Source organism: Streptomyces sp. NBC_00258, from assembly GCF_036182465.1.
In the GTDB taxonomy this organism is placed as follows: domain Bacteria; phylum Actinomycetota; class Actinomycetes; order Streptomycetales; family Streptomycetaceae; genus Streptomyces.
The window spans coordinates 4,501,705-4,525,923 of record NZ_CP108081.1; the positions used below are offsets into that span (position 1 = coordinate 4,501,705).

Below are 24,219 nucleotides of genomic sequence, written 5' to 3' on the forward strand. Positions count from 1 at the left end.
GGCCGCCCCATGACCCGGTACATCCGGCACGCCGCCGCCTTCTGCGCCCTGCTCCTGATCGCCCTCCTCGTCAACGCCACCCGCATCCAGCTCGTCCAGGCCCGCTCGTACGACGAGAACCCGGCCAACCGCCGTCACACCATCGCCCGTTACGGCCAGCCGCGCGGCGACATCCTCGTCGGCGGCAGGCCGGTCACCGGCTCCAAGGACTCCGGGGAGCAGTTCCGCTACGAACGGACGTACAGGAACGGCCCGTTGTACGCGCCCGTCACCGGCTTCGCCTCTCAGGTGTACGGGACGAATCTGCTGGAAGGCGCCGAGGACGACGTCCTTGCGGGCACCGATCCGCTGCTGTCGCCGCTCCCCCTGTGGAACGACCTCACCCGGGCCCGCAACCCCGGCGGTCACGTCGTCACCACCCTCGACCCGGCCGCGCAGCAGGCGGCGTACGCGGGACTCGGCGACCGGCGGGGCGCGGTGGCGGCTCTGGAACCGTCCACGGGACGGATCCTGGCGCTGGTCTCCACCCCGTCCTACAACCCCGAGGAACTCTCCGGGACGGACTCGGCGGTGGCCCGGGCGTGGACGCGGCTGAACCAGGCGGCCAACAAGCCGATGCTCAACCGGGCCGTGCGGCAGACGTATCCGCCCGGCTCCACCTTCAAGGTGGTCACCGCGGCGGCGGCCCTCGACGCGGGCGTGGTGGAGGACGTCGACGAGCCCACGAAGTCCCCCGACCCCTACCGGCTGCCGGGCAGCTCGGTCCGGCTGACGAACGAGGTCGAGGGCTGCCGGGACGCGTCCCTGCGGTACGCCTTCACCTGGTCGTGCAACACCGTCTTCGCCCGGCTGGGCGTGGACGTGGGGGTGGCCGGCATGCGGGCCGGGGCGGCCGGATTCGGCTTCAACGACCGGCAGTTGAGGATCCCCTTCCGAGTCTCCCCCAGCACCTTCGACACCCGGGTGGACCAGGCGCAGCTCGCGCTCTCCTCCATCGGCCAGTACAACACCCGGGCGACGCCGCTGCAGATGGCGATGGTCGCCGGGGCCGTCGCGAACAACGGCTCGGTGCGTGCGCCCCACCTGGTGGAACGGACGACCACGGACGACGGCGACACGGTGTCGGCCACCGGGCAGCGCACCCTCCGCCAGGCCATGAACCCCGCCACCGCCGTACAGCTGCGCGAGCTGATGACGGACGTGGTGGAGCGGGGCACCGGCAAGAACGCCGCCATCCCCGGCGCCACGGTCGGCGGCAAGTCCGGCACCGCCCAGCACGGCATCCACAACTCCGGTACGCCGTATGCCTGGTTCATCTCCTGGGCCAAGGCGGACGACGCGATGGAGCCGGCCGTGGCCGTCGCGGTCGTCGTCGAGGACGCGGAGGCCGACAGGGGCGACATCAGCGGGGGCGGGGACGCGGCGCCGATCGCACGGGCCGTGATGGAGGCGGCGCTCGCGGATTGATGCCCGGCTTTGTGGGGCGTGCGTTGTGGGGCGTGCGCTGCCGGGCAGGCGTTGTCTGGCGTGCGTTGTCCGGCGGGCGTTGCCGGGCGGGCGCTGCCGGGCGTGCGCTGTCCGGCCTGCGTTGTCGGCTCGCTTTGTGAGACGGGGGTGTTGCCCGTGCGTCCACCGACCTAACGTTCGGTTCATGACTCAGTCCGCAGCCGCGTACGAACTCGCCCAGGTGAACATCTCCCGGCTCAAAGCCCCGCTGGATTCCCCTCAGTTGAAGGACTTCGTCGACGCCCTCGACCCGGTGAACGCGGTCGCCGACGCCTCGGACGGTTTCGTCTGGCGTCTGCAGAGCGACTCCGGCAACGCGACGGACACGTCCGTCTTCGGCGACGACTGGCTGATCATCAACCTGACGGTGTGGCGGGACACCAACGCCCTGACCGCGTTCATGTACCAGGGGCAGCACCGTGAGCTGCTCACCCGCCGCAATGAATGGTTCGCGCGGATCCAGGAGGCGATGACGGCTCTGTGGTGGGTGCCTGCCGGGCACCGGCCGACGGTGGCCGAGGCCGAGGAGCGGCTGCTGCATCTGCGGGCGCACGGGGCCACGGAGTACGCGTTCACGCTGCGGACGTCGTTCCCGGCCGGGGAGGCGGCGCCTGTCGTCGGGGCGGGGACGACGGACCGGGTCCTGCCGGATGTGGAGTGCCCGGTCTAGAACTGCCGGTCCGGGGCTGGAGGAGTGCTGCTCGCCCGGTCTAGGACTTCGCGCCGGCCTCGATGGCCTGCTTCACCTCCGCGACCCGTGCCTTCTCCTCCGCGGCGAAGCGTTCCGCGTCCAGCTGTTCCGCCAGTTCCTCGTCCTGGGCCATGAGGAGGTCGAGGTTGGAGTTGCCCATGTCGAAGACGCCCATGTCGACGTAGGCCTGCTGGAGGCGTTTGCCCCACAGGCCGATGTCCTTGACGCAGGGGACGATGCGGGAGAACAGCAACTGCCGGAAGAGGGCGAGGAATTCGGAGCGCTCGCTGTACTCCTCGGCCTCCGCCTTGGGGATGCCGAAGTTCTCCAGGACCTCGACGCCGCGCAGCCGGTCGCGCATCAGGTAGCAGCCCTCGATGACGAACTCCTCGCGTTCGCGGAGCTCGGCGTCGGTGAGCTGCTTGTAGTAGTCACGCAGGGCCATGCGGCCGAAGGCCACGTGGCGGGCCTCGTCCTGCATGACGTACGCGAGGATCTGCTTGGGCAGCGGCTTGTCCGTGGTGTCCCTGATCATGCCGAACGCGGCGAGGGCCAGGCCCTCGATGAGGACCTGCATGCCGAGGTAGGGCATGTCCCAGCGGGAGTCGCGGAGGGTGTCGCCGAGCAGCGACTGAAGGTTGTCATTGACCGGGTAGAGCATCCCGATCTTCTCGTGGAGGAAGCGGGCGTAGATCTCCGCGTGGCGGGCCTCGTCCATGGTCTGTGTGGCGGAGTAGAGCTTTGCGTCCAGGTCGGGGACGGATTCGACGATGCGGGCCGCGCAGACCATGGCTCCCTGCTCGCCGTGCAGGAACTGGCTGAACTGCCATGAGGCGAAGTGCTTGCGGAGTTCCCCCTTGTCGCGGTCGTTCATCCTCGCCCAGTAGGGCGTGCCGTAGATCGAGATGGCCTCGTCGGGGGTGCCGAGCGGATCGTACGGGTCCACCTCCAAGGCCCAGTCGATCCGTTTCTGGCCGTCCCACTGCTTGTCCTTGCCCTTCTGGTAGAGGGCGAGCAGACGGGCGCGCCCTTCGTCGTACTCCCAGCTGAACCGCGCCGCGCCGGTCGCGGGCACCTGCCAGAGGGGGGCTCCGGGGTCCTTGGCGTACAGGTCGTAGGTGGGCATGTCTCGCAGGCTCCTACGTAGTAGACGACGGGTCAACAAGTTGCGCGCGAGGGATTGACGGGCTTGCTGACAAGCAGTCTCATAAGAAGTGACCGGCGGTAACCCAGAGGGTTCTTCCCGTACGACGAGGTGGGCACAGCCATGACGACCGTGACGGAGGCCGAGGTGCTGCGCGATGCGCTCGGTCTGCTCAAGGACCGGGAGCAGGTGGCCGAGCGGCTGCTCGACTCCTCCGCGAAGCACTCCTTCGACCCGGACAAGGAGTTGGACTGGGACGCGCCCTTCGAGGAGGGGAAGTGGTTCTGGCCGCCGGAGTTGGTGTCGTTGTACGACACGCCGCTGTGGAAGCGGATGAGTGAGGAGCAGCGGATTCTGCTGTCGCGGCACGAGGCCGCTGCGCTGGCCTCGCTGGGGATCTGGTTCGAGATCATCCTGATGCAGCTGCTGGTGCGGCACATCTACGACAAGGCGGCGACGAGTGCGCATGTGCGCTACGCGCTGACCGAGATCGAGGACGAGTGCCGGCACTCGAAGATGTTCGCGCGGCTGATCGCTTCGGGCGGGACGCCTTGGTATCCGGTGAGCCGGGCCCATCAGAACCTCGGGCGCTTCTTCAAGACGGTGTCGACGACGCCGGGGTCGTTCACGGCGACGTTGCTGGGCGAGGAGGTGCTCGACTGGATGCAGCGGCTGACGTTTCCGGACGAGCGGGTGCAGACGTTGGTCCGGGGGGTGACTCGGATCCACGTGGTGGAGGAGGCGCGGCATGTCCGGTACGCGCGGGAGGAACTGCGTCGGCAGATGGTGACCGCGCCCCGGTGGTCGCAGGAGTTCACGCGGGTCACGTCCGGGGAGTTCGCGCGGGTGTTCTCTGTGGCCTTCGTCAATCCGGACGTGTACGAGAACGTGGGGCTCGACCGGCGTGAGGCGATGGCTCAGGTGAAGGCGAGTGGGCATCGGCGGGAGGTCATGCAGACGGGTGCGAAGCGGTTGACCGACTTCCTTGACGACATCGGGGTGTTGCGGGGGGCCGGGCGGCGGCTCTGGCGGTCGTCTGGGTTGCTGGCCTGAGGGGTCGGGCTGTCGGGGGTCGGGTGCGGGTTGTGTGTGGCTGATCGCGCAGTTCCCCGCGCCCCTGGGTGGGTGGGGGTGTGGTCCGGTCGTCTGCTGCGGGTTGTGGTCTGGCGTCCGTTGTCGTGGGGGCGGGGACGGGCCGGGGGTGTCCGTCCTCGGTCTGGCGCGAAATCGGTCGCCTTCCAAGGCACCCGAGTCGACACGCCATCCGCTGCGGGCGGACACCCCCGCCCCGTCCCCTCCGGCACGACGCCGACCGCGAGCACGACCATCCTCGCGCCACCGCCTCCCCGTCACGACCCCTCCCCTTCGCGACTTCACGACTTCACGACTTCACAACTGACCCAGGCACACCCAGCCCGTCCGGCGTTTGAGGACAAGGCCGTTCAGGCCGGTCCCACTCACCCAGCCCGTCCGGCGATTGAGGACGAGGTCGTTCGGGCCGATGGCGGGGGGCTGGGGGCGGCAGACCTCGGGGATGGGACGGGTAGGGGCGGCGGGGGCGGGAAAGGTTACGCTGCGGGGCATGAGCTCGGAGGTTCCTACACGCGCGTATCGGCGGCTCGGTGTCGAGGAGCGGCGGAGCCAGTTGCTCGACGCGGCACTGTCGTTGTTCGCGGCGCGGGCCCCCGAGGACGTCTCCCTGGACGATGTCGCGGAAGCGGCGGGCGTCTCGCGGCCCCTGGTGTACCGGTACTTCCCCGGCGGCAAGCAGCAGTTGTACGAAGCCGCACTGAGGTCCGCCGCGGAAGAGCTTGAGCACTGCTTCGCGGAACCCCCGGAAGGCCCGCTCACCCAGCGGCTCTCCAACGCTCTCGACCGCTATCTCGCCTTCGTGGACGAGCACGACGCCGGCTTCAGCGCGCTGTTGCAGGGCGGAAGCGTCGTCGAGACGTCACGGACCACGGCCATCGTGGACGGGGTGCGGCGGGCGGCCGCCGAGCACATCCTGGTTCATCTGGAGGTCGAGGAGCCGGCGCCCCGGCTGCGGATGACCGTCCGGATGTGGATCACGGCGGTCGAGGCAGCCTCCCTGATCTGGCTGGACGAGGAGAAGGAACCCCCGCTGGACGAGTTGCGGGACTGGCTGGTCGAGCAGTTCGTCGCGTGTCTCGTGGCGACCGCGGGACGCGACCCCCAGACGGCCGGTGCCGTACGGGCCGCGCTGGCGACGGAGCACGCGGACGGCCCGATGGGCACGTTCGCACGGGCGGTGCTGCCCGTGGTGGGCGACGCGGCCCACCTGCTGTGACACTGGCTCCGTGAAGAGCGAAGACACCCCCTTCGAAGGCGGCCCCCTGGACGGCCGGGTGCTGCCGGTCCTGCTCGGTGCGACCGGACACCCGCCGAAGGTGTACCGGGTTCCGGTGCCGGACAACGCCGGTGGTCCGCCGACCGTGCTCGTCTACCGGCGGGTGCAGGCTGGGACCAGCAGGCGGCTCGCGCTGCATCAGGGGTGGAAGTACCAGTACGACCCGGACGATACGAGCGGCGGCAGGCTCCGGTGGCCGTGGTCGAAGCCGACCATCAAGCCAGACGCCACGCCGGACGGCAAGTCGGACGACACCGACGAGTGACGTTGTTGGGCCGGATCGCCCACGCTCGCCGCGCGGGGTTCGCGCGCGCGTCTGATGCTCGCGGTGCGGAGGAGCGGAAGGGCCGCGCCCCGCACCGGAGGTGATGACGTGTCAGGAAGGCTTCTGCGGCTGGTCTGTACGGCGGCGATCGCGGCCGGTGCCGTCCTCGCACCCGGCCCGGCGGCGGCGGTGCCCGAGCCCGGCGAGAGCCCCGTGGCCGAGCCCGGCGAGAGCTCGGCACCGGATTCCGTACCGGAGGGCGAGCCGTCCGTCGCCGAGTTGCTGACCGACCTCCAGCGGCTGTACCGGGAGGCCGAGGAGGCGACGGAGACGTACAACGCGACCGAGGAGAAGCTGAAGCGGCAGCGGACCGAGGTCGCGAGGCTCAACGGGCGCCTCTCCGCGGCCCGGCTCTCGCTCCAGGGCAGTCGCGGCGCCGCGGGACGGCTCGCCAGGCAGCAGTACCAGGGCACGAGTGAGATCTCCTCGTACGTCCGGCTGCTGCTCGCCCGCGATCCCCAACACGCGCTCGACCAGGGCCAGGTGATCCGGCAGGTCTCGCTGGAGCGCGCCGGAACGGTCGACCGGCTGACGGTGGACGAGAAGAGGGCAGACGGGCTGGCGCGGGAGGCCCGGCGCGCACTCGACGAGCAACTCACCCTCGCCGAACGGCAGAAGAAGGACCGCGACCTCGTGGGGAAGCGGCTGAAGGACGTCGAGGAGCTGCTCGTCTCACTGACCGCCGAACAGCTTGCCCAGGTGGCCGAGTTGGAGAAGTCGGGGGTGGCCGAGGCGCAGGACGAACTCGTGGCCTCGGGTGCGCTGAGCAGTGCGCGGCCGCCCTCCGGTGAAGGGGACCGGGCGCTGCGCCATGCCGTGGACCAGATCGGCAAGCCGTACGAGTGGGGCGCCGAGGGACCGGACACGTACGACTGCTCCGGTCTCACGTCGGAGGCCTGGGGCAGCGCGGGCCGCTCCATCCCCCGTACCAGCCAGGAGCAGTGGGCCCGACTGCCTCGTGTGGAGCTGAGCGAGCTGCGGCCCGGTGACCTGGTCGTCTACTTCCCCGAGGCCACCCATGTCGCCATGTACCTGGGGGACGGCATGGTCGTCCAGGCTCCGAGACCGGGGGCGACGGTCAAGGTCTCCCCCATCGCGGCCAACCCGATCCTGGGCGCGGTCCGCCCGGACACCGACGAGGAGCCGCTGCCGAGCTACACCCCGCCGAAGCTCCCCGAGGGCGCGACGGACGGCTCGGACGAGGGCTACGGCGCCACTTCCCACCCGGAGGTGCCGGGAACTGCGCGATCAGCCACAGCCGGCCCGCAGCCGAGGTGAGAGACCGGGCGCCGCTCTCAGGAGAGCGGCCAGTTGCGCAGGGCCGCGTCGGCCATCTCCTGGAGTTCATCGCGGCCCACACCGCTCCCGGCCTGCACGGCGATGCCGTACGCCAGGGCGGTGAGGTAGCGGGCCAGTAGCCCCGGATCGGTCTCCGGGGGCAGGTCGCCGTCGTCGACGGCTCGCTGGAACCGCTCCCGGACGAGGGAGTAGCCGTTGTCACGCCAGGCGACGAGGAGGTCGCGGACTCCCCTGCCTGAGTCGCTGACGGTCAGGGCGCCCTGGACGCCCAGGCAGCCGTTGGGATGGGCCGGGCGGGTGGTGGTTCGAACGGTGCCGGCCAGGATCGCGGTGGCGACGCCGTGGGCGGTCGGCTCCTCCAGGGCCCGGGGCAGGTAGGCGCTCGGGCCTTCGGTGTAGCGCTCCAGGACCTTGCGGAACAGCTCCTCCTTGTTGCCGAAGGCCGCGTACATGCTGGTGGTGGAGATGCCCATCGCCTTCGTCAGACAGGTCAGGCTCGCTCCCTCGTAGCCGTGCTCCCAGAAGGCCACCATGGCGCGCTCGAGAGCCTCGTCGGCGTCGAACCCTCGCGGTCGGCCGATCGGGCCGCTCTGTTTCGTCTCCACCCCCGCAGTCTACCTCTTCCGTATCGATCGATGCGGAAGTGCTATCGTTCGACTTCTGCGGCGATCGCTGCAGAAGTCGAAGGAGGCTGTTCACGTGGGATTACTTGAGGGAAAGACCGCTCTCGTCACCGGAGGCAGCAGCGGAATCGGCCTGGCCAGCGCCGTGCGACTGGCGGCCGAGGGCGCACACGTGTTCATCACCGGCCGGCGCAGCACCGAACTCGACGAGGCCGTCGAAGCGATCGGCTCAGCGGCTGCCGCGGTGACCGGCGACATCTCGAACCCGGCCGACCTGGACCGGCTCTACGAGACGATCCGCAGCCGGGGACAGGGCCTGGACGTACTGTTCGCGAATGCCTCCGTCGCCGAACTCGGGACGCTCGAGGAGGTCACCGAGGAGCACTTCGACACCCTCTTCGGCATCAACGTCCGGGGCACGGTGTTCACCGTCAAGAAGGCGCTGCCACTGCTCAACGACGGCGCCTCGGTGATCCTGAACGGCTCCACCAACGTGGACGTCGGCGATGAGGCGCTCGGTGTGTACGCGGCGACGAAGGCCGCCACCCGGTCGTTCGCCCGGACCTGGGCCAACGAGCTCAAGGGACGCGGTATCCGGGTCAACACCGTCACGCCCGGCCCGACCGATACCCCTGTGCTGTCGGCGCTCACTCCCGACCCGGAGCGGTTCCAGCGGCAACTGGCGGCACGTGTGCCGCTGGGCCGGCTCGGGCGCCCGGAGGAGGTCGCCGCCGCCGTGGCCTTCCTCGCCTCCGAGCAGAGCAGCTTCATCACCGGTTCGAGCCTGTACGTCGACGGCGGCCTGAACCAGATCTGATTTCCGTGACCGCACATCCGGCGAGGACGGCGGCTCACGGCTGCCGCACAGAAAGGTCATCCGATGTCCGACAGTGATCTGCGCGCTTTCTATCTCCGCTATATCGAGCAGCTCAACGCCCACAAGTTAGACGGTATGGACGAGTTCATCAACGACCGGACCACGTTGAACGGTGAGCCGGCCACCCGGGACGACCTTCTCGCGGTTCAGAGGAAGACCGTGGACGCGGTTCCGGACCTCCACTGGGAGCTCAGGGAACTGCTCTTCGACGGCGACCGTCTGGCCGCGCGCCTGGTCAACACCGGTACCCCGGTGAAGGAATGGCTCGGCGTGGCTCCCACCGGCGCCTCGTTCGAGATCGTCGAGTACGCCATCTATCAGGTCCGCGACGGACGGTTCGTGCATATGACGGCCCTGCACGACGCCGGCGAACTGCGCCGGCAGCTGACCCGCTGACCTCCCGGATCGGCAACAGCAATCCATAGAAGAAGCAGTCCGGACACCGACAACCGCCCACTCGGGCCACTTGATTCTGGAGTAGAGGCATGACCGTCACACTGATCACCGGAGCCAACAAGGGCATCGGTTTCGAGACAGCCAGACAACTTCTGGAGCTGGGCCACGTCGTCTACATCGGCGCGCGTGACGTCGAGCGAGGTGAGAAGGCCGCGGCAACGCTCGGCGCACGATTCGTACAGCTCGACGTGACCGACGACGCATCGGTGAGCAACGCGCTGGCGACGATCGGTTCGGCCGAGGGCCGGCTCGACGTTCTCGTGCACAACGCGGGCATCCTCGGGACCGAAGCCAGCGACGGTCCCACGGCTCTGCGAATGTTCGACACCAACGCGGTGGGAATCGTGCGCGTCACGGAGGCGGCACTTCCCCTGCTGCGCAAATCCTCGAACCCCAACGTGGTCACGGTTTCGAGCAGCCTCGGATCATTCTGGGCGGTGAACAACCCGGACCGGCCGGAGTTCAACGTGCCGTTCGCTCTCTACGCCGCGTCCAAGTCGGCGGCGACCATGCTCACGGTCCAGTACGCCAAGTCCCAGCCGGGCATCAAGTTCAACGCACTTGAGCCCGGCACCACCGCCACCGACATGACCGCGGCCCTCGGAGTCGGACGTCCGGTGGAGGAGAGCGCCAGAACTGTCGTGCGCCTGGCAACCCTCGACACGGACGGCCCCACAGGAACCCTCCAGGACGAAAACGGGGAGTTGCGCTGGTAGCCGCGCGGGCACAAGCACGACCGAAGGCAACGCGACTGCCCCGTCAGACTCCGGCGACCGAAGCCAGATACGCGCCCGTCTTCTCCGGCTCGTAGAAGAAGTTCTCGAAGTCCGACGGGTCGTTGAAGCCGTTTGCGAAGCGGTCGGCGACCGGGGGGAGTTGGCCCGCCGCGCCGATCAGGTTGAGGACGTGCTCCGGCGGGGCGCCGAGCATCGCGTTCGTCCACTTGGTCACGTGCTGGGCCGTCTCCCAGTACCGCTCGAACGTGTCTCGCATCCACGTCTCGTCGAACTCCTTCTCGCCGTGCGAGAGGATCGAGTCGAGGTACGAAGCGGCGCACTTCGAGGCCGAGTTGGAGCCCTGGCCGGTGATGGGGTCGTTCGCCACGACCACGTCGGCGACGCCGAGGACCAGTCCGCCGCCGGGCAGCCGGCCGATCGGGTTGCGGACCGTGGGCGCGTAGCGTCCGGACAACGTGCCGCCGGCGTCGGTGAGTTCGACCTTGGTGGCCCGCGCGTACTCCCACGGCGTGAACCGCTCCATGAGTTCCAGGGTCAGGGAGAGGTGTTCGGCCGGGTCCTTGACGCCCTGGAAGACGTCCAGCGGGCCGCCGGGTATGCCCTCCCAGAAGAGGATGTCCGCCCGGCCGGAGGTGGTGAGGGTGGGCATGACGAAGAGTTCACCGACGCCGGGGACGAGGTTGCAGCGGACCGCGTCGTAGTCCGGGTGCTCCGGGCGCGGGCCGAGGCCGTGGACGTACGCGACGGCCAGCGCGCGCTGCGGCTCCGTGTACGGGGAGCGGGAGGCGTCGCGGCCGAACATCGACACCAGTTCGCCCTTGCCTGCCGAGACGAGGACCAGGTCGTACGTACGGGAGAAGTAGTCGAGGTCGCCGACCGCCGCGCCGTGGATGACCAGTTGGCCGCCGCGCTGGGCGAACGTCTCCATCCAGCCGGCCATCTTGACGCGCTGGTCGACGGACTGGGCGTACCCGTCGAGCCGGCCGACCCAGTCGATCGCGCGCTGGGTCGGCCCCGGGTCGTGCGAGCCGGGGGCGGCGACCGAGACGCCGAGTCCTTCGATCTTCGGGGCCTGGGACTCCCAGAAGTTCACCTGGAGATCGCGCTCGTGCTGCAACGCCGTGTGGAACATGCACTGCGTCGACATGACGCGGCCGGTACGGATCTCGTCCGCCGTGCGGTTGGACATCAGAGTGACCTCGTACCCGTTCGACTGGAGTCCGAGGGCGAGTTGGAGTCCGGACTGGCCGGCTCCGACGACGAGTATCTTCCGCATGCCTGTCCTTCTCTGCGTACGACGTGTTCCGGTGTCTTGATCCGGCTGTTCCGGCGTCTTATTCCGGGCTGACTTCGAGCGCGTGGCCGACGAGGGCCAGCAGGGTCTCGATCACCGAGAACCTGTGCCGCGCGTCCATGATCATGACAGGTATGTGCGGCGGGATCGTGAGGGCCTCGCGTACGTCCTCCGGCTCGTACTTCTCGCTGCCGTCGAAGTGGTTGACGGCGACGACGTACGGCAGCCCGCAGCTCTCGAAGTAGTCGAGCGCCGGGAAGCAGTCCTTGAGGCGGCGCGTGTCGGCGAGGACCACCGCGCCGATCGCCCCGCGCACCAGGTCGTCCCACATGAACCAGAACCGCTGCTGCCCCGGCGTGCCGAACAGGTACAGGACCAGGTCGTCGTCGAGCGTGATGCGGCCGAAGTCCATGGCCACGGTCGTGGTCAGCTTCTCCGGGGTCGAGCTGAGGTCGTCGGTGTCCTCGCTCGCCTCGGTCATCAGTGCCTCCGTCTGGAGCGGCGTGATCTCCGAGACGGCGGTGACGAGGGTGGTCTTGCCGACGCCGAAGCCGCCGGCCACCACTATCTTCGTGGCGATCGGGGCGCGCGTACGGTCCTTCTGCCATGCCTTCAACTCTTCGTCGGGCTCGATGAGTTGAGAGTCCTTCGAGAATTGCCCGAATCGGGCGGCATCCGAGACGCGGGAGGCGTCAGAGACGACGGAGTCCACTCAGCACCCTTTCCAGCAGAGCGCGGTCCGGCTGTCCCGGGCCGTGACCTGTTCCGTACACACGGATCTTTCCCTGGTCCGCCAGGTCGCTGAGGAGCACCCGGACCACACCGAGCGGCATCTTCAGCAGGGCGGCGACCTCGGCCACCGTACGCATCCGGCGGCAGAGTTCGACGATGGCCCGCATCTCCGGCATCACCCGGGTGGAGAGTGAACCATTCTCCAGTTCCGGGCGCTCCGGCGGGGCTTCGAGCGCCGCCACGAACGTCTCGACGAGCAGGACGTGCCCGAAGCGCGTACGGCCGCCGGTGAGCGAGTACGGGCGTACGCGGGCGGGTTTGCGGTCGCCGCCGCGGACCGGGAGCCTGGGCGTGCCGCTCAGGTCGCTCACTTGGCCGCCTCCATCGTCGTGGCCTCGATCGACTGCCGCAGCTCGCTGCGGAGTTCGGGGGTCAGGACATGTCCGGCGCGGCCCACGAAGAGCGCCATGTGGTACGCGACGACGCTCATGTCGCAGTCCGGCGCGCCGTGCACACCGAGCAGCGAGCCGTCGCTGATCGACATGATGAACAGGCCGCCGTCCTCCATCGCGACCATCGTCTGCTTGACGCCGCCGCCGTCCATCAGCTTGGCGGCGCCGATGGCGAGGCTGCCGATGCCGGACACGATGGTCGCCAGGTCCGCCGCGGAGCCCCTGGGGCTCGTGCGCCTGTCCGTGGTGCGACGTGCCTGGGCGTTTCTCCCGGGGTCGGAGGAGAGCAGCAGCAGGCCGTCGGAGGAGACCACCGCGACCGACAGGAGCCCCGGCACCTCCTCGACGAGGTTCGTCAGCAGCCAGTGCAGATTGCGGGCTTCACTGCTCAGTCCGAAGGTACTGGGCGCGGTCAACTGCTTGCCTCCTCGACTGTGTCCCCCTTGGTTTCTACGGCATGTGCGGCGGGCTGCTGCAGCCCCGACGTCTGTTCGGCGATCTCCGCTTCGACGTCACGGCGGCCGTGGTTCGCGCCCTGGTGGAATCCGCCGAGCCTGCGGCGCAGGGCCTCGGCGTCCACGGAAGCGTTGCGCGGCCTCGCCGCCGGGGCGGGCGCGGAGATCCTGGGGGTCCGCTTGGGCAGCCCCTTGTCGGTGACCGGCTCGTCCGGTTCCTGCGGTGCGTGTGATTCCTGCGGTGCCTGTGGTTCGTACGCCGGCTGCGGCTGGTGCGGCGCGTCGGGGACGCGCTCGTGGGCGTCCGGGCCGATGGCGTACGGGTCGGTGCTCGTCTGGGCGGGGAGCGTGACGGGCGGGGTGGCGGCTTCGGGGCCGGGGGCCTCGGGGCCGCGGGCTTCGGCGGGCTCGGAGAGGTCCTCGGCCGGGGGGACCGGTGCCATGAGCACCATGGTCGTCTCGGGGCCGGTGGCGGCGGGCTCCATCGTGTCCGCGGACCCGGCCGGCTGGGAGGACTGCTCGTCCTCGGTGCCGCCCTGCGGGCTCGCGTCCTCGTGGGCTTCGCGGTCTTCGTCGTCCTCGTGTGCGGGACTGTCGGCGAGGGGCACCTCGCCGGTGTCCCGCAGGGACTCCTCCGCCGCCGCGATCAGCGGGTCGCGGTCCGAACGGGCGTACAGGACGTTGGAGTTGACCTCGGCGTCCGCGCCCGGGAGGGAGAGCGCTGGAGCGCCGCCCGCCGTGCGGGCGGTGGTCGCCGAGGGGACGGCGACCGCGGGCGCGGCTGCGAGCAGCGACTTGGGCAGGACGACGACCGCCGTGATGCCGCCCTGCTTCTGCTCGCGCAACTGCACCCGTACGCCGTGCCGGTGGGCGAGCCGGGCCACCACGTACAGGCCGAGCCCGAGGCCCTCGCCGCTCTCCTGGTCGTACGCGTCCTCGGGATCGAAGTCCGAGAGGCGGGCGTTGAGCTGGGTGAGCCGGTCGCCTGTCATGCCGATGCCCTCGTCCTGGACGGAGAGCATGACCTCGCCGCTCTCCAGGAGCCAGCCGGACACCTCGACGGGCATGTCGGGCGGGGAGAACGACGAGGCGTTCTCCAGGAGTTCGGCCACCAGGTGGCTGATGTCGTCCGCGGCGAACCCGGCGAGGTGCGCGTGCGGCGGCAGCGCGGCGATCCGTACCCGCTCGTACCGCTCGATCTCGCTGACGGCGGCGCGTACGACGTCGACGAGCGGGACCGGGCCGGGGTGCTGGTGGCCGTGGTCGGCGCCCGCGAGGACCAGCAGGTTCTCGCTGTGGCGGCGCATGACGGTGGCGAAGTGGTCGAGCCGGAAGAGGGTGGCGAGGCGGTCCGGGTCCTGCTCGCGCTCCTCCAGGCCCTCGATGACGCCGAGTTGACGCTCGACGAGGCCGAGGGTGCGCAGGGCGAGGTTGACGAAGGTGCCGTGGATGCTGCTGCGGACCTGCTCCAAGTGGGCGACGGCGTCCGCGAGTTCGGAGCGCAGCCGGTCGCGCTCGTCGGCCATCTTCTGGCGCTTGCCGATGAGGTGCTTGCGGTCGCTCTCCAGGGTCGCCAGTCGCTCGTGGGCCGCGAGGGCGTGTGCGTGGAGCGCGTTGACCGAGCGAACGACCTGCGCGAACTCGTCGTTGCGGCCGGTGAACTTGACCGGTTCCTCGGTGGCAGGTTCGGCGGCGAGGCGGGCCGAGCCGAGGCGCAGGACGGCCAGCGGGCGGGTGAGCGAGCGGGCCATGCCCGTGGCGACACCGACGGCGAGCAGCATCAGGGCGCCGAGGATCGCGATCCGGATCTCCAGCGCGGTGACGTCGTCGTCCCTCAACTGGGCGAGTTGCTTGGCCCGTTGGGTGTTGAGGGAGGCCTCGACGCCACGCATCTGCTCGACACGGGCGGAGAGCGCGGCGTCCAGCTTCTTGGTGTCGGTGCCGAGTTGGGAGTCGGAGAGGGTGGGCCGGGTCGCCAGGCTCGCGAGGTACTTGTCGGCGGTGTTGACCTCGGCGCCGGTCACCGTGGAGTCGTACGAGGCACGGTCGGTCTTCGGCGCGGTCTCGCGGAAGCCGGTGATCGCCGCCTGCTCGCGGACGTTGGACTGCATGGCCGCGGCCGTGAGCGCGTTGCGCTGCTTGGTGTCGGCGGCCGTCGACGTGGTGCTCGTCGTGGGCAGGCCCGTGATCGGGTCGGTGTCGGTCCGGGTGGAGGTGGGGACGTTCAGGGCCGCGAGGAGGAGGCCGCGGGTCGCGGCGGCCTGCTGGACCGCGGTGTCGAGGCCTGCGAGGGCGTGCGCGCCGGCGCCCGCGCGGGGCGGGAGCTGCTCGGCCAGTTCCTCGGCGAGGCCGTGGAGTTCGGTGAGGACGGCGGAGTACGCCTGATGCGCTTCGAGAGCGGTGTCCTTCCCGGTGAGCGCCGCCCGGCGCACGGTGGCGATGTCGTCGAGGGTCTTGCGGAACGCCGCGGGGGCGTCGGCCTCGACGGCTTCCGCGCGGAGTTCGTCGACCTGCCGGTCGACGCGGGCGCTGCGGCGCTCGGAGGGGCCCTTGCCGTCGGGGCGGCCGGCCGCGATGTAGGAGGTGACTTCGTCGCGTTCGTCGGAGAGCGAGTGGGCGAGGGCCAGCGCGTCCTGGGTGCGCCCGGCGAGCGTCACCAGGTTCTGTGAGTCGTTCAGCTCGCTCGACGCGGTGATCACGGACGGGGCACCGGCTCCGGCGATCGCGGCGGCCACGACGGCGACGGCGATGATCAGCCGACTGCGTACGTGCGCCGGGCGACCGCGGCCCGCGGGGTCCTGGGTGTTCTGTGCGGTCGGCGAGTTCGGCGTGTGCCCGGAGGCTTCACCCGAGGCCGACTGCCTGCCTTTGCGCCGAGGCCGCATTTTCTGCACCGGTGCTCGCATTCTTGACTCGTGTCCCCATGGGCCCGGGTGACTGTCCGTCAACTCGCGTGTCGTCCCGGTACGGCTCCCGACCCTCCCAGTGCCGGTGGGCAGTGGTCGCGCATCGCCTGACCCGCCACACGAAGGAGTGAACATCCCCGAGGAGCGGACCGGCAAGTTCCCGTGGCGCGTGCCACACCCTTGCGCGGCAGGCCGGTTGGACGTCCACGGCGACCGGTGGCAAGATGCGCCGCCACGCTCCACCGGAGTCGGTGATTCCACCTCAAAACAGGCGCCTGACCTGCCCGTCAGGGTCAATTCGGCGACGGTTGCCAGCCTTTGGCGAAGCTTGTGAAGGGCTCGTGCAGACTGGCCGAATGCGCTCGGAACTGATCTCGGTCCCCGGTGACCCTGCCCGCCCCGACGAGGACTACGCGTCGCTCGGACTTCCCGCCTCCGGACAGGGCGGTTCGCTAGTCGTCCTGGACGGCGTCACGCCACCGTCCACCGACTACGCCTGTCTGCATTCCGTCCCCTGGTTCACGGCCCACCTGGGCGGCTCCCTGCACGAACTGTCCGTTTCACGCCGAGATCTGACGCTGCCTGAGGTGCTCGCGCACGCCATCGCGCGTACCGCCGACGCCCATCGAGCCACCTGTGACCTTTCTCACCCACGCACCCCACAGGCAACAGTCGTCCTGGCCCGCTGGTCCCGGGAATCCGTCGAGTACCTGATCCTCTCGGACTCGGCCCTCCTCGTGGAATCCCCCGCGGGCGTGGTCACCCCGCTCCTCGACGACCGTCTCTCCCGAGTCCCCCGAGCCACCCTGACCTCCCACACCGCCACGGACGCCACCCTCCGCAACAAGGAGGGCGGCTTCTTCACGGCAGCGGCGGATCCCTCGGTGGCGTCGCGAGCGGTGACGGGCACCCTTCCCCGCTCCGAGGTCCGCGCCCTCGCCGCCCTCACGGACGGCGCGACCCGCTGGACGGACAAGTTCCACGAGGGCGACTGGACGGACTTGTTCGCCCTGGTCCGCAAGGAGGGCGGCCAGGCGTTGATCGACCGCGTACGAGCCCTGGAACTGGCGGATGTGGAGCGCGCGTTCCTGGGCCGCTCAAAGCAACATGACGACGCGACGGTGGCGTACGTGGAGTTGTAGGCCGATCGACGGTGGTCTGCGCGGAGTGTCGGTCAATCGGCGGTGGTCTGCGCGGAGTGTCGGTCGATCGACGGTGGTCTGCGCGGGGCTGTGAGCCGGTCGGGGCTGCCCATTCAGGCTCGCGACGACCAGGGCGCCCCTTCAGGGGCGCGGGGAACTGCGCGACCAGCCACACCCGGCCGGCAGCCGACGAACAACCCCCGGGAGGGAACCCATTCAGCCCTCAACACCGCGATTCAGCCGATGCAACAACCGAGCCAGCTCAGCCACTTCCTTCCGGTCCCAGCTGGCGAGCTCCCGCACGTACCGCGCCCGCCGGGCATCCCGCACGGCACGAAACCGCACCCGCCCCTCCTCCGTGAGATGAACGAGCCAGGCCCGCCCGTCCGCGGGATCCGGCTCGCGGGCGACGACGCCCATCTCCTCCAGCGCCCGCAGCTGCCGCGACATCGTGGCCTTGCCGACGCCGATGTAGGCGGCAAGCTCCGTGGCCCGCTGCCGCCCGAGTTCCTCCAGCCGCACGAGCAGGCCGTACGCGGAGGACTCCAGGTCGGGATGGACCTCCCGGACCATCTCACCGGAGGAGGCGCGGGCACGCCGCAGCAGGACGGTCAGCTCACGTTCCAGGGCAAGGAACTCCTGGTCCACCCCGCCCCGGTCCACGCCACTCGCCGGGGCGCCGGATTTCGTCCGGTGCCCTTCGCCGTTTCCGCCCTCGTGCACGTCAGCACCCATGACCCGGTTTCCCGATCGTGAAAGTTTCTACCAAAGACCGCCATTGCCGCAGCTGGGCCAGTATTTCGCAGGAATAGACCAACGGCAGCCTCCGGCCCCTCTTTCCGCCCGGTCGTAGCGGCGCGTAGCTTCATGACAGGCACTCCATGGCATGCCCACGCCACTACCCGCATCGAGCAATCTTCCAGCACGTTCCGGCACCTTCGAGCACTTCGAGCCTTCGGAGGCACGCAATGCCCGTGCACAGATCCCGATTACCGCTCGCGGCCCTCATCTCCCTCGTCTCTCTCCTCCTCGCCCTCCCGCTCCCGGCCCGGGCGGCCGACGTCCCGCCCCGTGGCTCCGCCCACATGGGGATGGGCGTCATCCCGCACGACGGCCAGGGCGGTCTGCCCACCCCCGGTGACGCCACGCAGACGGAGGGCGTGGACGTCAGCAGCCACCAGGGCAACGTCGCCTGGTCGACCCTGTGGACGAGCGGGGTCAGGTGGGCCTACGTCAAGGCCACCGAGGGGACGTACTACACGAACCCCTACTTCACCCAGCAGTACAACGGCTCGTACAACGTCGGCATGATCCGCGGCGCGTACCACTTCGCGACCCCCGACACGACGGGCGGAGCCGCCCAGGCCAACTACTTCGTCGACCACGGCGGCGGCTGGTCCAAGGACGGCAGGACCCTGCCGGGCGCCCTCGACATCGAGTGGAACCCGTACGGCGCGGCCTGTTACGGCAAGACGCAGAGCGCGATGGTCACCTGGATCCGCGACTTCCTGAACCAGTACAGGGCCCGCACCGGCCGCGACGCCGTCATCTACACGGCCACCAGCTGGTGGACCGAGTGCACCGGCAACTACGCCGGCTTCGCCTCCGCCAACCCGCTCTGGATCGCGCGCTACGCCTCGGCGGTGGGCACACTCCCGGCGGGCTGGAGCTACTACACGATGTGGCAGTACACCTCCTCGGGCCCGACGGTCGGCGACCACAACAAGTTCAATGGGGCCCTGGACCGAGTGGTGGCCCTGGCCAACGGCTGACCCGCGCACAGCCATGACCGCGTCCACCGCCGACCCGCGTGTACGTACGCGGAAGGCCCGAGCCCCTCGTGAAGAGGGACCCGGGCCTTGCGTTACCGGTGGACGTCCGTCACGCCGCCACCGGAACCTCCGTCGCCGCGCCGCTCGTCGCCGGGGCGAGGGCCAGTTCGAGGACCTGGCGGACGTCCGTGACCGCGTGGACGTCGAGCTTTTCCAGGACCTCGGCCGGGACGTCGTCCAGGTCGGGCTCGTTGCGCTTGGGGATCACGACCGTGGTGACCCCGGCGCGGTGCGCGGCGAGCAGCTTCTGCTTCACGCCGCCGATCGGGAGCACCCGGCCGGTGAGCGAGACCTCACCCGTCATGGCCACGTCCGTGCGGACCAGGCGGCCCGACAGGAGCGAGGCGAGGGCCGTCGTCATCGTGACGCCGGCGCTCGGGCCGTCCTTCGGGACCGCGCCGGCCGGGAAGTGGATGTGCACACCCCGGTCCTTCAGGTCGCCCACCGGCAGCTCCAGTTCGGCTCCGTGGCTCCTCAGGAAGGAGAGCGCGATCTGCGCCGACTCCTTCATGACGTCACCGAGCTGACCGGTCAGGGTCAGACCCGACGCGCCCGTCTCCGGGTCGGCCAGCGACGCCTCCACGAAGAGGACGTCACCGCCCGCGCCCGTGACCGCGAGGCCCGTCGCCACGCCCGGCACCGCCGTGCGGCGCTCGGCCGGGTCCGTGGCGGACTCGGGCACGTGGTGCGGCCGTCCGATCAGCGCGCGCAGATCGTCGGCGCCGACCGTGAACGGCAGTTCCCGCTCGCCGAGTTCGTGCTGCGCCGCCACCTTGCGGAGCAGCCGTGCGACGGACCGCTCCAGGTTGCGTACGCCCGCCTCCCGCGTGTACTCGCCGGCCAGCCTGCGCAACGCGCTCTCGTCCAGGGTGACTTCGGCCTTCTCCAGACCGGCCCGCTCCAGCTGACGCGGCAGCAGGTGGTCCCGGGCGATGACGACCTTCTCGTCCTCGGTGTAGCCGTCCAGACGCACCAGCTCCATACGGTCGAGCAGCGCCTCGGGGATGGCTTCGAGCACATTCGCCGTGGCGAGGAACACCACGTCGCTCAGGTCGAGTTCGACCTCCAGGTAGTGGTCCCGGAAGGTGTGGTTCTGTGCCGGGTCCAGGACTTCGAGCAGGGCCGCGGCCGGGTCGCCGCGGAAGTCGGAGCCCACCTTGTCGATCTCGTCCAGCAGGACCACCGGGTTCATGGACCCGGCCTCCTTGATGGCCCGCACGACACGGCCGGGCAGCGCGCCGACGTACGTACGCCGGTGGCCGCGGATCTCCGCCTCGTCCCGTACGCCGCCCAGGGCGACCCGGACGAACTTGCGGCCCATGGCGTGCGCGACGGACTCGCCGAGGCTGGTCTTGCCGACGCCGGGAGGCCCGACGAGCGCGAGCACGGCACCGCCGCGGCGGCCGCCCACGACACCCAGACCACGGTCGTTGCGCCGCTTGCGCACGGCCAGGTACTCGGTGATCCGCTCCTTCACGTCATCGAGGCCGGCGTGCTCGGCGTCCAGGATCGCCTTGGCGCCCTGGATGTCGTACTCGTCCTCGGTGCGCTCGTTCCACGGGAGCTCCAGGACGGTGTCGAGCCAGGTGCGGATCCAGGAGCCCTCGGGCGACTGGTCGCTGGAGCGCTCCAGCTTCTCGACCTCCTTGAGCGCGGCCTCGCGGACCTTCTCGGGGAGGTCGGCGGCCTCGACGCGGGTCCGGTAGTCGTCCGACTCCTCGCCCTCCGCCTCGCCGTTCAGCTCGCGCAGCTCCTTACGGACGGCCTCCAGCTGGCGCCGCAGCAGGAACTCCCGCTGCTGCTTGTCCACACCTTCCTGTACGTCCTTGGCGATGGACTCGGCCACGTCCTGCTCGGCGAGGTGCTCGCGCAGCTGCTCGGTGGCGAGCTTCAGCCGGGCCACCGGGTCGGCGGTCTCCAGGAGCTCGACCTTCTGGGCGGTCGTGAGGAACGGTGAGTAGCCGGAGTTGTCGGCGAGCGCGGACACGTCGTCAATGGCCTGGACGCGGTCCACGACCTGCCAGGCGGCACGCTTCTTCAGCCAGTTGGTGGCCAGCGCCTTGTACTCCTTGACCAGCTCGGTCACGGCGCCGGGCAGCGGGTCGGGCACGGTCTCCTCGACCTGGACGCCCTCCACCCACAGCGCGGCTCCGGGGCCGGTCGTACCGGCGCCGACGCGCACCCGGCCGCGGCCGCGGATCAGGGCGCCGGGGTCGCCGTCGGCGAGGCGCCCGACCTGCTCGACCGTGCCGAGCACCCCCGTGTTCGCGTACGTCCCGTCGATCCGCGGAACAAGCAGCACCCTCGGCTTGCTTCCTCCACTGGAGCGTGCGGCGGCCTGTGCGGCCTCCACCGCGGCGCGTACGTCGGCGTCGTTGAGGTCCAGGGGCACCACCATGCCGGGCAGCACGACCTCGTCGTCGAGCGGCAGCACGGGCAGAGTGAGCGGTTCGGACGTCAAAGTCATGATCTCCCCTTCGGCATTCAAGTTGAGCTATGCCGACTCAATGCATGTGAGCCTCTGATTGTTCCCCAGGCGCTGTTCGCTGTGAGCGATCGGGCCGGTGAACCCCGGTGAACGTCTCGCCCGGCCGGTGCGTCACAGGTGCAGCGATCGGGTTTCCTTCCGTTCCAACCGTCTGCCTCGGGGGCATCATGCGGACCGCACAACTGCGTCGGTGGCTCGTCGGCCTAGGCCTGTTCGCCACCGCGGCCGTCGGAGTCACCGCCTGCGGAGACAAGTACGGCGATGCCGGTACACACGACCCGGCCCGTACCGCGGAACGCGCGCGTCAGGTCTCCGACGCCTGGGAGGGCTCGGCGGCGGCGCGGGTGTGGCGTGAAGGCTATTTCCCGCTGGGGGACCCGGTCCGACTGCCCGACGGGGCGTTCCACAGCGACGCCGACAAGCAGGCGTACCAGCGTCAGAACTTCGAGCTGCGCGGCTCACTCCCCGGGGCCCCACCGAAGAAGGGGGAGGTCCGCTGGCGCGGCGGCGGCTCGCTGGCCGTTCCGGTCGTCTCCGCGCGGGCGGCGTACGAGCAGATCGGCGGGGGTTCCGGTCCCGGGCCCGGGCCCCGGCTCACCGTGACCGGTGCGCGGCTCGGGGAGATGACGATCCACACCAGCCGGGGATCGGCGACGGTCCCCGCCTGGCACTTCACGGTCAAGGGCTACGACACGCCGCTCAAGCGCGTCGCGGTCGTCGCCTCGAAGCTTCCGAAGCCCCCGGTGAAGCCCGTACCGGACCTGACGGAGGACCTGTGGGAGCTGGCCGGACTGGACACGGTGTCGCGGGACGGCCGGACCGTCGTGCTGCGCGCCCACCACGGGTCCTGCGACGACGGCCCCGGCGTCGACGTGCTGGAGAGCGCGGACAACGTGGTGTTCTCCGCCTGGATCCGCAACCCCTCCGACGGTCCCTGCACGAAGGAGCTGCGCGCGAAGAAGGTGACGGTGAAGCTGGACCGGCCCGTGGGCGACCGCATGCTCCTGGACGCGTTCACGGGCAGGCCCGTGCCGTACGAGGACTCTCCGTGGTCCCGGTCGTCGTCCTGGAGCTGACCCGTCGCAGCAGTGGCCAGGTGGCGACCCCTATGGCCAGTGCCATCACGTGTCCCCAGTTCGTCATCGGATCCGTGAAGGCGATCAGGTCGCCGACGACCATCCAGCCGAACACCGCGAGCACGGTCCAGCGCAGCCAGGGCCTCAGCAGCCCGGCCAGCGCGCCCACGCTCGCGGCGACGCCGAAGCTGATGCCGTAGTCGTAGCGGTGGAGCGAGCTCTCGGGAAGGTGCCCGGCGAGGACGGAGAGGCCGACGGGTATCTCGGTGGCCAGCGTCGCCAGGCCGTGCCCCAGCAGGAAGACGCCCGCCGTACGCCACCCGCCGATCCGCCGCTCCAACGCGGTGAGCACCAGCAGAAGGGCGATCACGTACGCCGACGTGAGGCCGCCCGCGATCCACAGCGCGCTGGCGACCAGCACGCGCACCGGCGACTGAGCCAGATGCGCCACATCGGTACTGGACGCCTGGAGCACCCGGTCCACCATGTCCGGGTCCGCGTACTCGGCGATGAGAGAGGTCACCGCGAGAACGACGGCGTACCCGAAGGTGAAGGGGGTTCCGGTGGGCGTGGGGAACAGCCGCCAGGGCCGGACGCGGCGAAGGCGGGCGGGCAGGGGCCGGGCGCTCCCGGTGGTGGCGGGCGCGTTCTCGGCAGCCGCGGACGCGCTCTCGGCGGAGGCGACGGCGACGTGCACGCGCTCGACGACAAGAGGCCGCTGCCGCGGGATGCCGTCGAGCCCGACGGCCGGATCGGCGGTGGAGGCGGAAGTGGCGGAGGGTGCAGCGGGGGTCGTCGTCTCCGCGCCGCTCGTCACAGGCCTTTTCACCGGGAAGGCTCCTTCCGTCACCCCCACCCTCAGCTTCGCACGGCCGGGCTGTCTGTGACGGGCACCACGGAAGGGCCGATTCACAGCCATCTCTCATGGTCAGGTGCGACCCCGGCGCAATTCGGCGGCCCGGCGCAATTCAGCTGCTCGTACCGGGGGAACTTGCCAGGATGGCCGCATGACCACCTCGCACGACGCCCCCTACAACACCACTTACGACGCCTCCCACGGCACTCCTGAAGTCATCGACCGTCGCGAGGGGCCGTACGGCGAGGTCGTGCTCCGCCGCCACGGCGGGCTGCTGCAGATCATCGCCAACGGCTGTTTCCTCATGGACACCTCCGACGGCCGCTCGGAGAGACGGCTGGTCGAGGCCGCGCTCGGCGCGCTGGACGGCCGGCCGGGGCCCGACGTCCTGATCGGCGGCCTGGGCGTCGGCTTCTCGCTCGCACACGCTGCCGCCGAGCCGCGCTGGGGCCGGATCGCCGTCGTCGAGCGGGAGCCGGCGATCATCGGCTGGCACCGGTCCGGGCCGCTGGCCGCCCTGTCGTCGCGGGCGCTGACGGATTCGCGTACGGAGATCATCGAGGCGGATCTCGTCGCATACGTCAATGAGACGTCCGACACGTACGACGCGCTGTGCCTGGACATCGACAACGGACCCGAGTGGACCGTCACAGAGGGCAACGAAAACCTCTATTCGGCGGCCGGACTCGCCGCGTGCGCAAGGGTGTTGAGGCCCGGCGGGGTACTGGCCGTGTGGTCGGCCAGGCCCTCGCCTGATTTCTCAAGAACCTTGGGGAATGCCGGGTTCCGACAGGTGCGTACCGAAGAGATCCCGGTTGCCCGGGGCGTTCCGGACGTCGTACATCTCGCGATCGGGCCTGGATAGCCGAGCGGCGGTCACTGCCCGTACTCTGCTGACCTGACGCCGATCATTCAAGCGTCAAGCGCAGTCATGGAATCACCCCACTGGTTCCGGAAAGC

The 24,219-nt window shown here is 70.1% G+C and carries 23 protein-coding genes; 13 read left to right on the plus strand and 10 right to left on the minus strand.

Annotated elements, in window-relative coordinates:
• The first annotated feature begins 9 nt into the window (after window positions 1-9).
• The gene (locus tag OG718_RS19920; protein ID WP_143636854.1) at window positions 10-1,467 is read left to right on the plus strand and encodes a peptidoglycan D,D-transpeptidase FtsI family protein; all 1,458 of its coding nucleotides are present in this window, start codon (window positions 10-12) and stop codon (window positions 1,465-1,467) included.
• A 184-nt stretch (window positions 1,468-1,651) separates the two neighbouring features.
• Window positions 1,652-2,176: a DUF3291 domain-containing protein gene (locus OG718_RS19925; RefSeq protein WP_306937980.1), complete on the plus strand. Its 525-nt coding sequence runs from the start codon at window positions 1,652-1,654 to the stop codon at window positions 2,174-2,176.
• A gap of 40 nt (window positions 2,177-2,216) precedes the next feature.
• On the opposite strand, the gene OG718_RS19930 is transcribed toward OG718_RS19925, so the two are convergent.
• Window positions 2,217-3,323, minus strand: coding sequence for a ferritin-like domain-containing protein (locus tag OG718_RS19930; RefSeq protein ID WP_328844726.1), 1,107 nt, complete (start codon window positions 3,321-3,323; stop codon window positions 2,217-2,219).
• 141 nt (window positions 3,324-3,464) lie between these two features.
• Here OG718_RS19930 and OG718_RS19935 point away from each other — a divergent pair, with 141 nt between their 5' ends.
• The 4 genes from OG718_RS19935 to OG718_RS19950 all read left to right on the plus strand — a co-directional run bounded on the left by OG718_RS19935 (window position 3,465) and on the right by OG718_RS19950 (window position 7,312).
• Window positions 3,465-4,394, plus strand: coding sequence for an AurF N-oxygenase family protein (locus OG718_RS19935; RefSeq protein WP_257678090.1), 930 nt, complete (start codon window positions 3,465-3,467; stop codon window positions 4,392-4,394).
• A gap of 529 nt (window positions 4,395-4,923) precedes the next feature.
• Entirely contained in the window at window positions 4,924-5,649 is a 726-nt protein-coding gene (locus OG718_RS19940; protein ID WP_143636288.1) for a TetR/AcrR family transcriptional regulator, read from the plus strand.
• A gap of 10 nt (window positions 5,650-5,659) precedes the next feature.
• Window positions 5,660-5,974: a hypothetical protein gene (locus tag OG718_RS19945; RefSeq protein ID WP_143636289.1), complete on the plus strand. Its 315-nt coding sequence runs from the start codon at window positions 5,660-5,662 to the stop codon at window positions 5,972-5,974.
• Between the two features lie 108 nt (window positions 5,975-6,082).
• Entirely contained in the window at window positions 6,083-7,312 is a 1,230-nt protein-coding gene (locus tag OG718_RS19950) for a C40 family peptidase (RefSeq protein ID WP_328844727.1), read from the plus strand.
• Window positions 7,313-7,329: 17 nt separating this feature from the next.
• Here the strand turns inward: OG718_RS19950 and OG718_RS19955 are convergent, their stop codons facing one another.
• Window positions 7,330-7,938 carry a TetR/AcrR family transcriptional regulator gene (locus OG718_RS19955; protein WP_328844728.1) on the minus strand — a complete coding sequence of 203 codons (609 nt, stop codon included), beginning with the start codon at window positions 7,936-7,938 and terminating at the stop codon, window positions 7,330-7,332.
• A 94-nt stretch (window positions 7,939-8,032) separates the two neighbouring features.
• Here OG718_RS19955 and OG718_RS19960 point away from each other — a divergent pair, with 94 nt between their 5' ends.
• The 3 genes from OG718_RS19960 to OG718_RS19970 all read left to right on the plus strand — a co-directional run bounded on the left by OG718_RS19960 (window position 8,033) and on the right by OG718_RS19970 (window position 10,005).
• The gene (locus tag OG718_RS19960; RefSeq protein ID WP_328844729.1) at window positions 8,033-8,773 is read left to right on the plus strand and encodes an SDR family NAD(P)-dependent oxidoreductase; all 741 of its coding nucleotides are present in this window, start codon (window positions 8,033-8,035) and stop codon (window positions 8,771-8,773) included.
• A gap of 63 nt (window positions 8,774-8,836) precedes the next feature.
• On the plus strand, window positions 8,837-9,229 hold the full coding sequence (locus OG718_RS19965; protein WP_328844730.1) for an ester cyclase: 393 nt from the start codon (window positions 8,837-8,839) through the stop codon (window positions 9,227-9,229).
• Window positions 9,230-9,318: 89 nt separating this feature from the next.
• Window positions 9,319-10,005, plus strand: a complete 687-nt coding sequence (locus tag OG718_RS19970) for an SDR family NAD(P)-dependent oxidoreductase (protein ID WP_143636297.1) — start codon at window positions 9,319-9,321, stop codon at window positions 10,003-10,005.
• 43 nt (window positions 10,006-10,048) lie between these two features.
• Here the strand turns inward: OG718_RS19970 and OG718_RS19975 are convergent, their stop codons facing one another.
• Genes OG718_RS19975 through OG718_RS19995 form a run of 5 tightly spaced genes read right to left on the minus strand, consistent with a single transcriptional unit; the run spans window position 10,049 to window position 15,865 of the window.
• Window positions 10,049-11,302, minus strand: coding sequence for a styrene monooxygenase/indole monooxygenase family protein (locus OG718_RS19975; RefSeq protein WP_328844731.1), 1,254 nt, complete (start codon window positions 11,300-11,302; stop codon window positions 10,049-10,051).
• A gap of 58 nt (window positions 11,303-11,360) precedes the next feature.
• Window positions 11,361-12,032, minus strand: a complete 672-nt coding sequence (locus tag OG718_RS19980; protein ID WP_373466175.1) for a GTP-binding protein — start codon at window positions 12,030-12,032, stop codon at window positions 11,361-11,363.
• Window positions 12,013-12,414 carry a DUF742 domain-containing protein gene (locus OG718_RS19985; RefSeq protein WP_186001158.1) on the minus strand — a complete coding sequence of 134 codons (402 nt, stop codon included), beginning with the start codon at window positions 12,412-12,414 and terminating at the stop codon, window positions 12,013-12,015. The genes OG718_RS19980 and OG718_RS19985 overlap by 20 nt, the downstream gene beginning before the upstream one ends.
• Window positions 12,415-12,419: 5 nt before the next feature.
• Window positions 12,420-12,920 (minus strand): roadblock/LC7 domain-containing protein, encoded by a 501-nt coding sequence (locus OG718_RS19990; RefSeq protein WP_143636304.1) that lies wholly within the window; start codon window positions 12,918-12,920, stop codon window positions 12,420-12,422.
• A complete protein-coding gene (locus tag OG718_RS19995) occupies window positions 12,917-15,865 on the minus strand; it encodes a nitrate- and nitrite sensing domain-containing protein (protein ID WP_443055129.1) in 2,949 nt (982 codons plus the stop codon). Before OG718_RS19995 ends, OG718_RS19990 begins: the two co-directional genes overlap by 4 nt.
• 356 nt (window positions 15,866-16,221) lie before the next feature.
• On the opposite strand from OG718_RS19995, the gene OG718_RS20000 reads away from it, so the two are divergent.
• A complete protein-coding gene (locus OG718_RS20000; RefSeq protein ID WP_328844732.1) occupies window positions 16,222-17,007 on the plus strand; it encodes a hypothetical protein in 786 nt (261 codons plus the stop codon).
• Between the two features lie 216 nt (window positions 17,008-17,223).
• On the opposite strand, the gene OG718_RS20005 is transcribed toward OG718_RS20000, so the two are convergent.
• On the minus strand, window positions 17,224-17,730 hold the full coding sequence (locus OG718_RS20005; protein WP_143636856.1) for a MarR family winged helix-turn-helix transcriptional regulator: 507 nt from the start codon (window positions 17,728-17,730) through the stop codon (window positions 17,224-17,226).
• A 245-nt stretch (window positions 17,731-17,975) separates the two neighbouring features.
• On the opposite strand from OG718_RS20005, the gene OG718_RS20010 reads away from it, so the two are divergent.
• Window positions 17,976-18,779 carry a lysozyme gene (locus OG718_RS20010; RefSeq protein WP_143636309.1) on the plus strand — a complete coding sequence of 268 codons (804 nt, stop codon included), beginning with the start codon at window positions 17,976-17,978 and terminating at the stop codon, window positions 18,777-18,779.
• 109 nt (window positions 18,780-18,888) lie between these two features.
• Here the strand turns inward: OG718_RS20010 and lon are convergent, their stop codons facing one another.
• On the minus strand, window positions 18,889-21,306 hold the full coding sequence (gene lon / locus OG718_RS20015) for an endopeptidase La (RefSeq protein WP_143636311.1): 2,418 nt from the start codon (window positions 21,304-21,306) through the stop codon (window positions 18,889-18,891).
• Window positions 21,307-21,494: 188 nt separating this feature from the next.
• Between lon and OG718_RS20020 the strand changes: the two genes are divergently transcribed.
• A complete protein-coding gene (locus OG718_RS20020) occupies window positions 21,495-22,403 on the plus strand; it encodes a hypothetical protein (RefSeq protein ID WP_143636313.1) in 909 nt (302 codons plus the stop codon).
• Here the strand turns inward: OG718_RS20020 and OG718_RS20025 are convergent.
• The gene (locus OG718_RS20025) at window positions 22,342-23,232 is read right to left on the minus strand and encodes a rhomboid-like protein (RefSeq protein ID WP_328844733.1); all 891 of its coding nucleotides are present in this window, start codon (window positions 23,230-23,232) and stop codon (window positions 22,342-22,344) included. The two genes, OG718_RS20020 and OG718_RS20025, sit on opposite strands and share 62 nt — an antisense overlap.
• Before the next feature lie 178 nt (window positions 23,233-23,410).
• Here OG718_RS20025 and OG718_RS20030 point away from each other — a divergent pair, with 178 nt between their 5' ends.
• Window positions 23,411-24,124, plus strand: coding sequence for a spermidine synthase (locus tag OG718_RS20030; protein ID WP_328844734.1), 714 nt, complete (start codon window positions 23,411-23,413; stop codon window positions 24,122-24,124).
• Window positions 24,125-24,219: the final 95 nt, after the last annotated feature.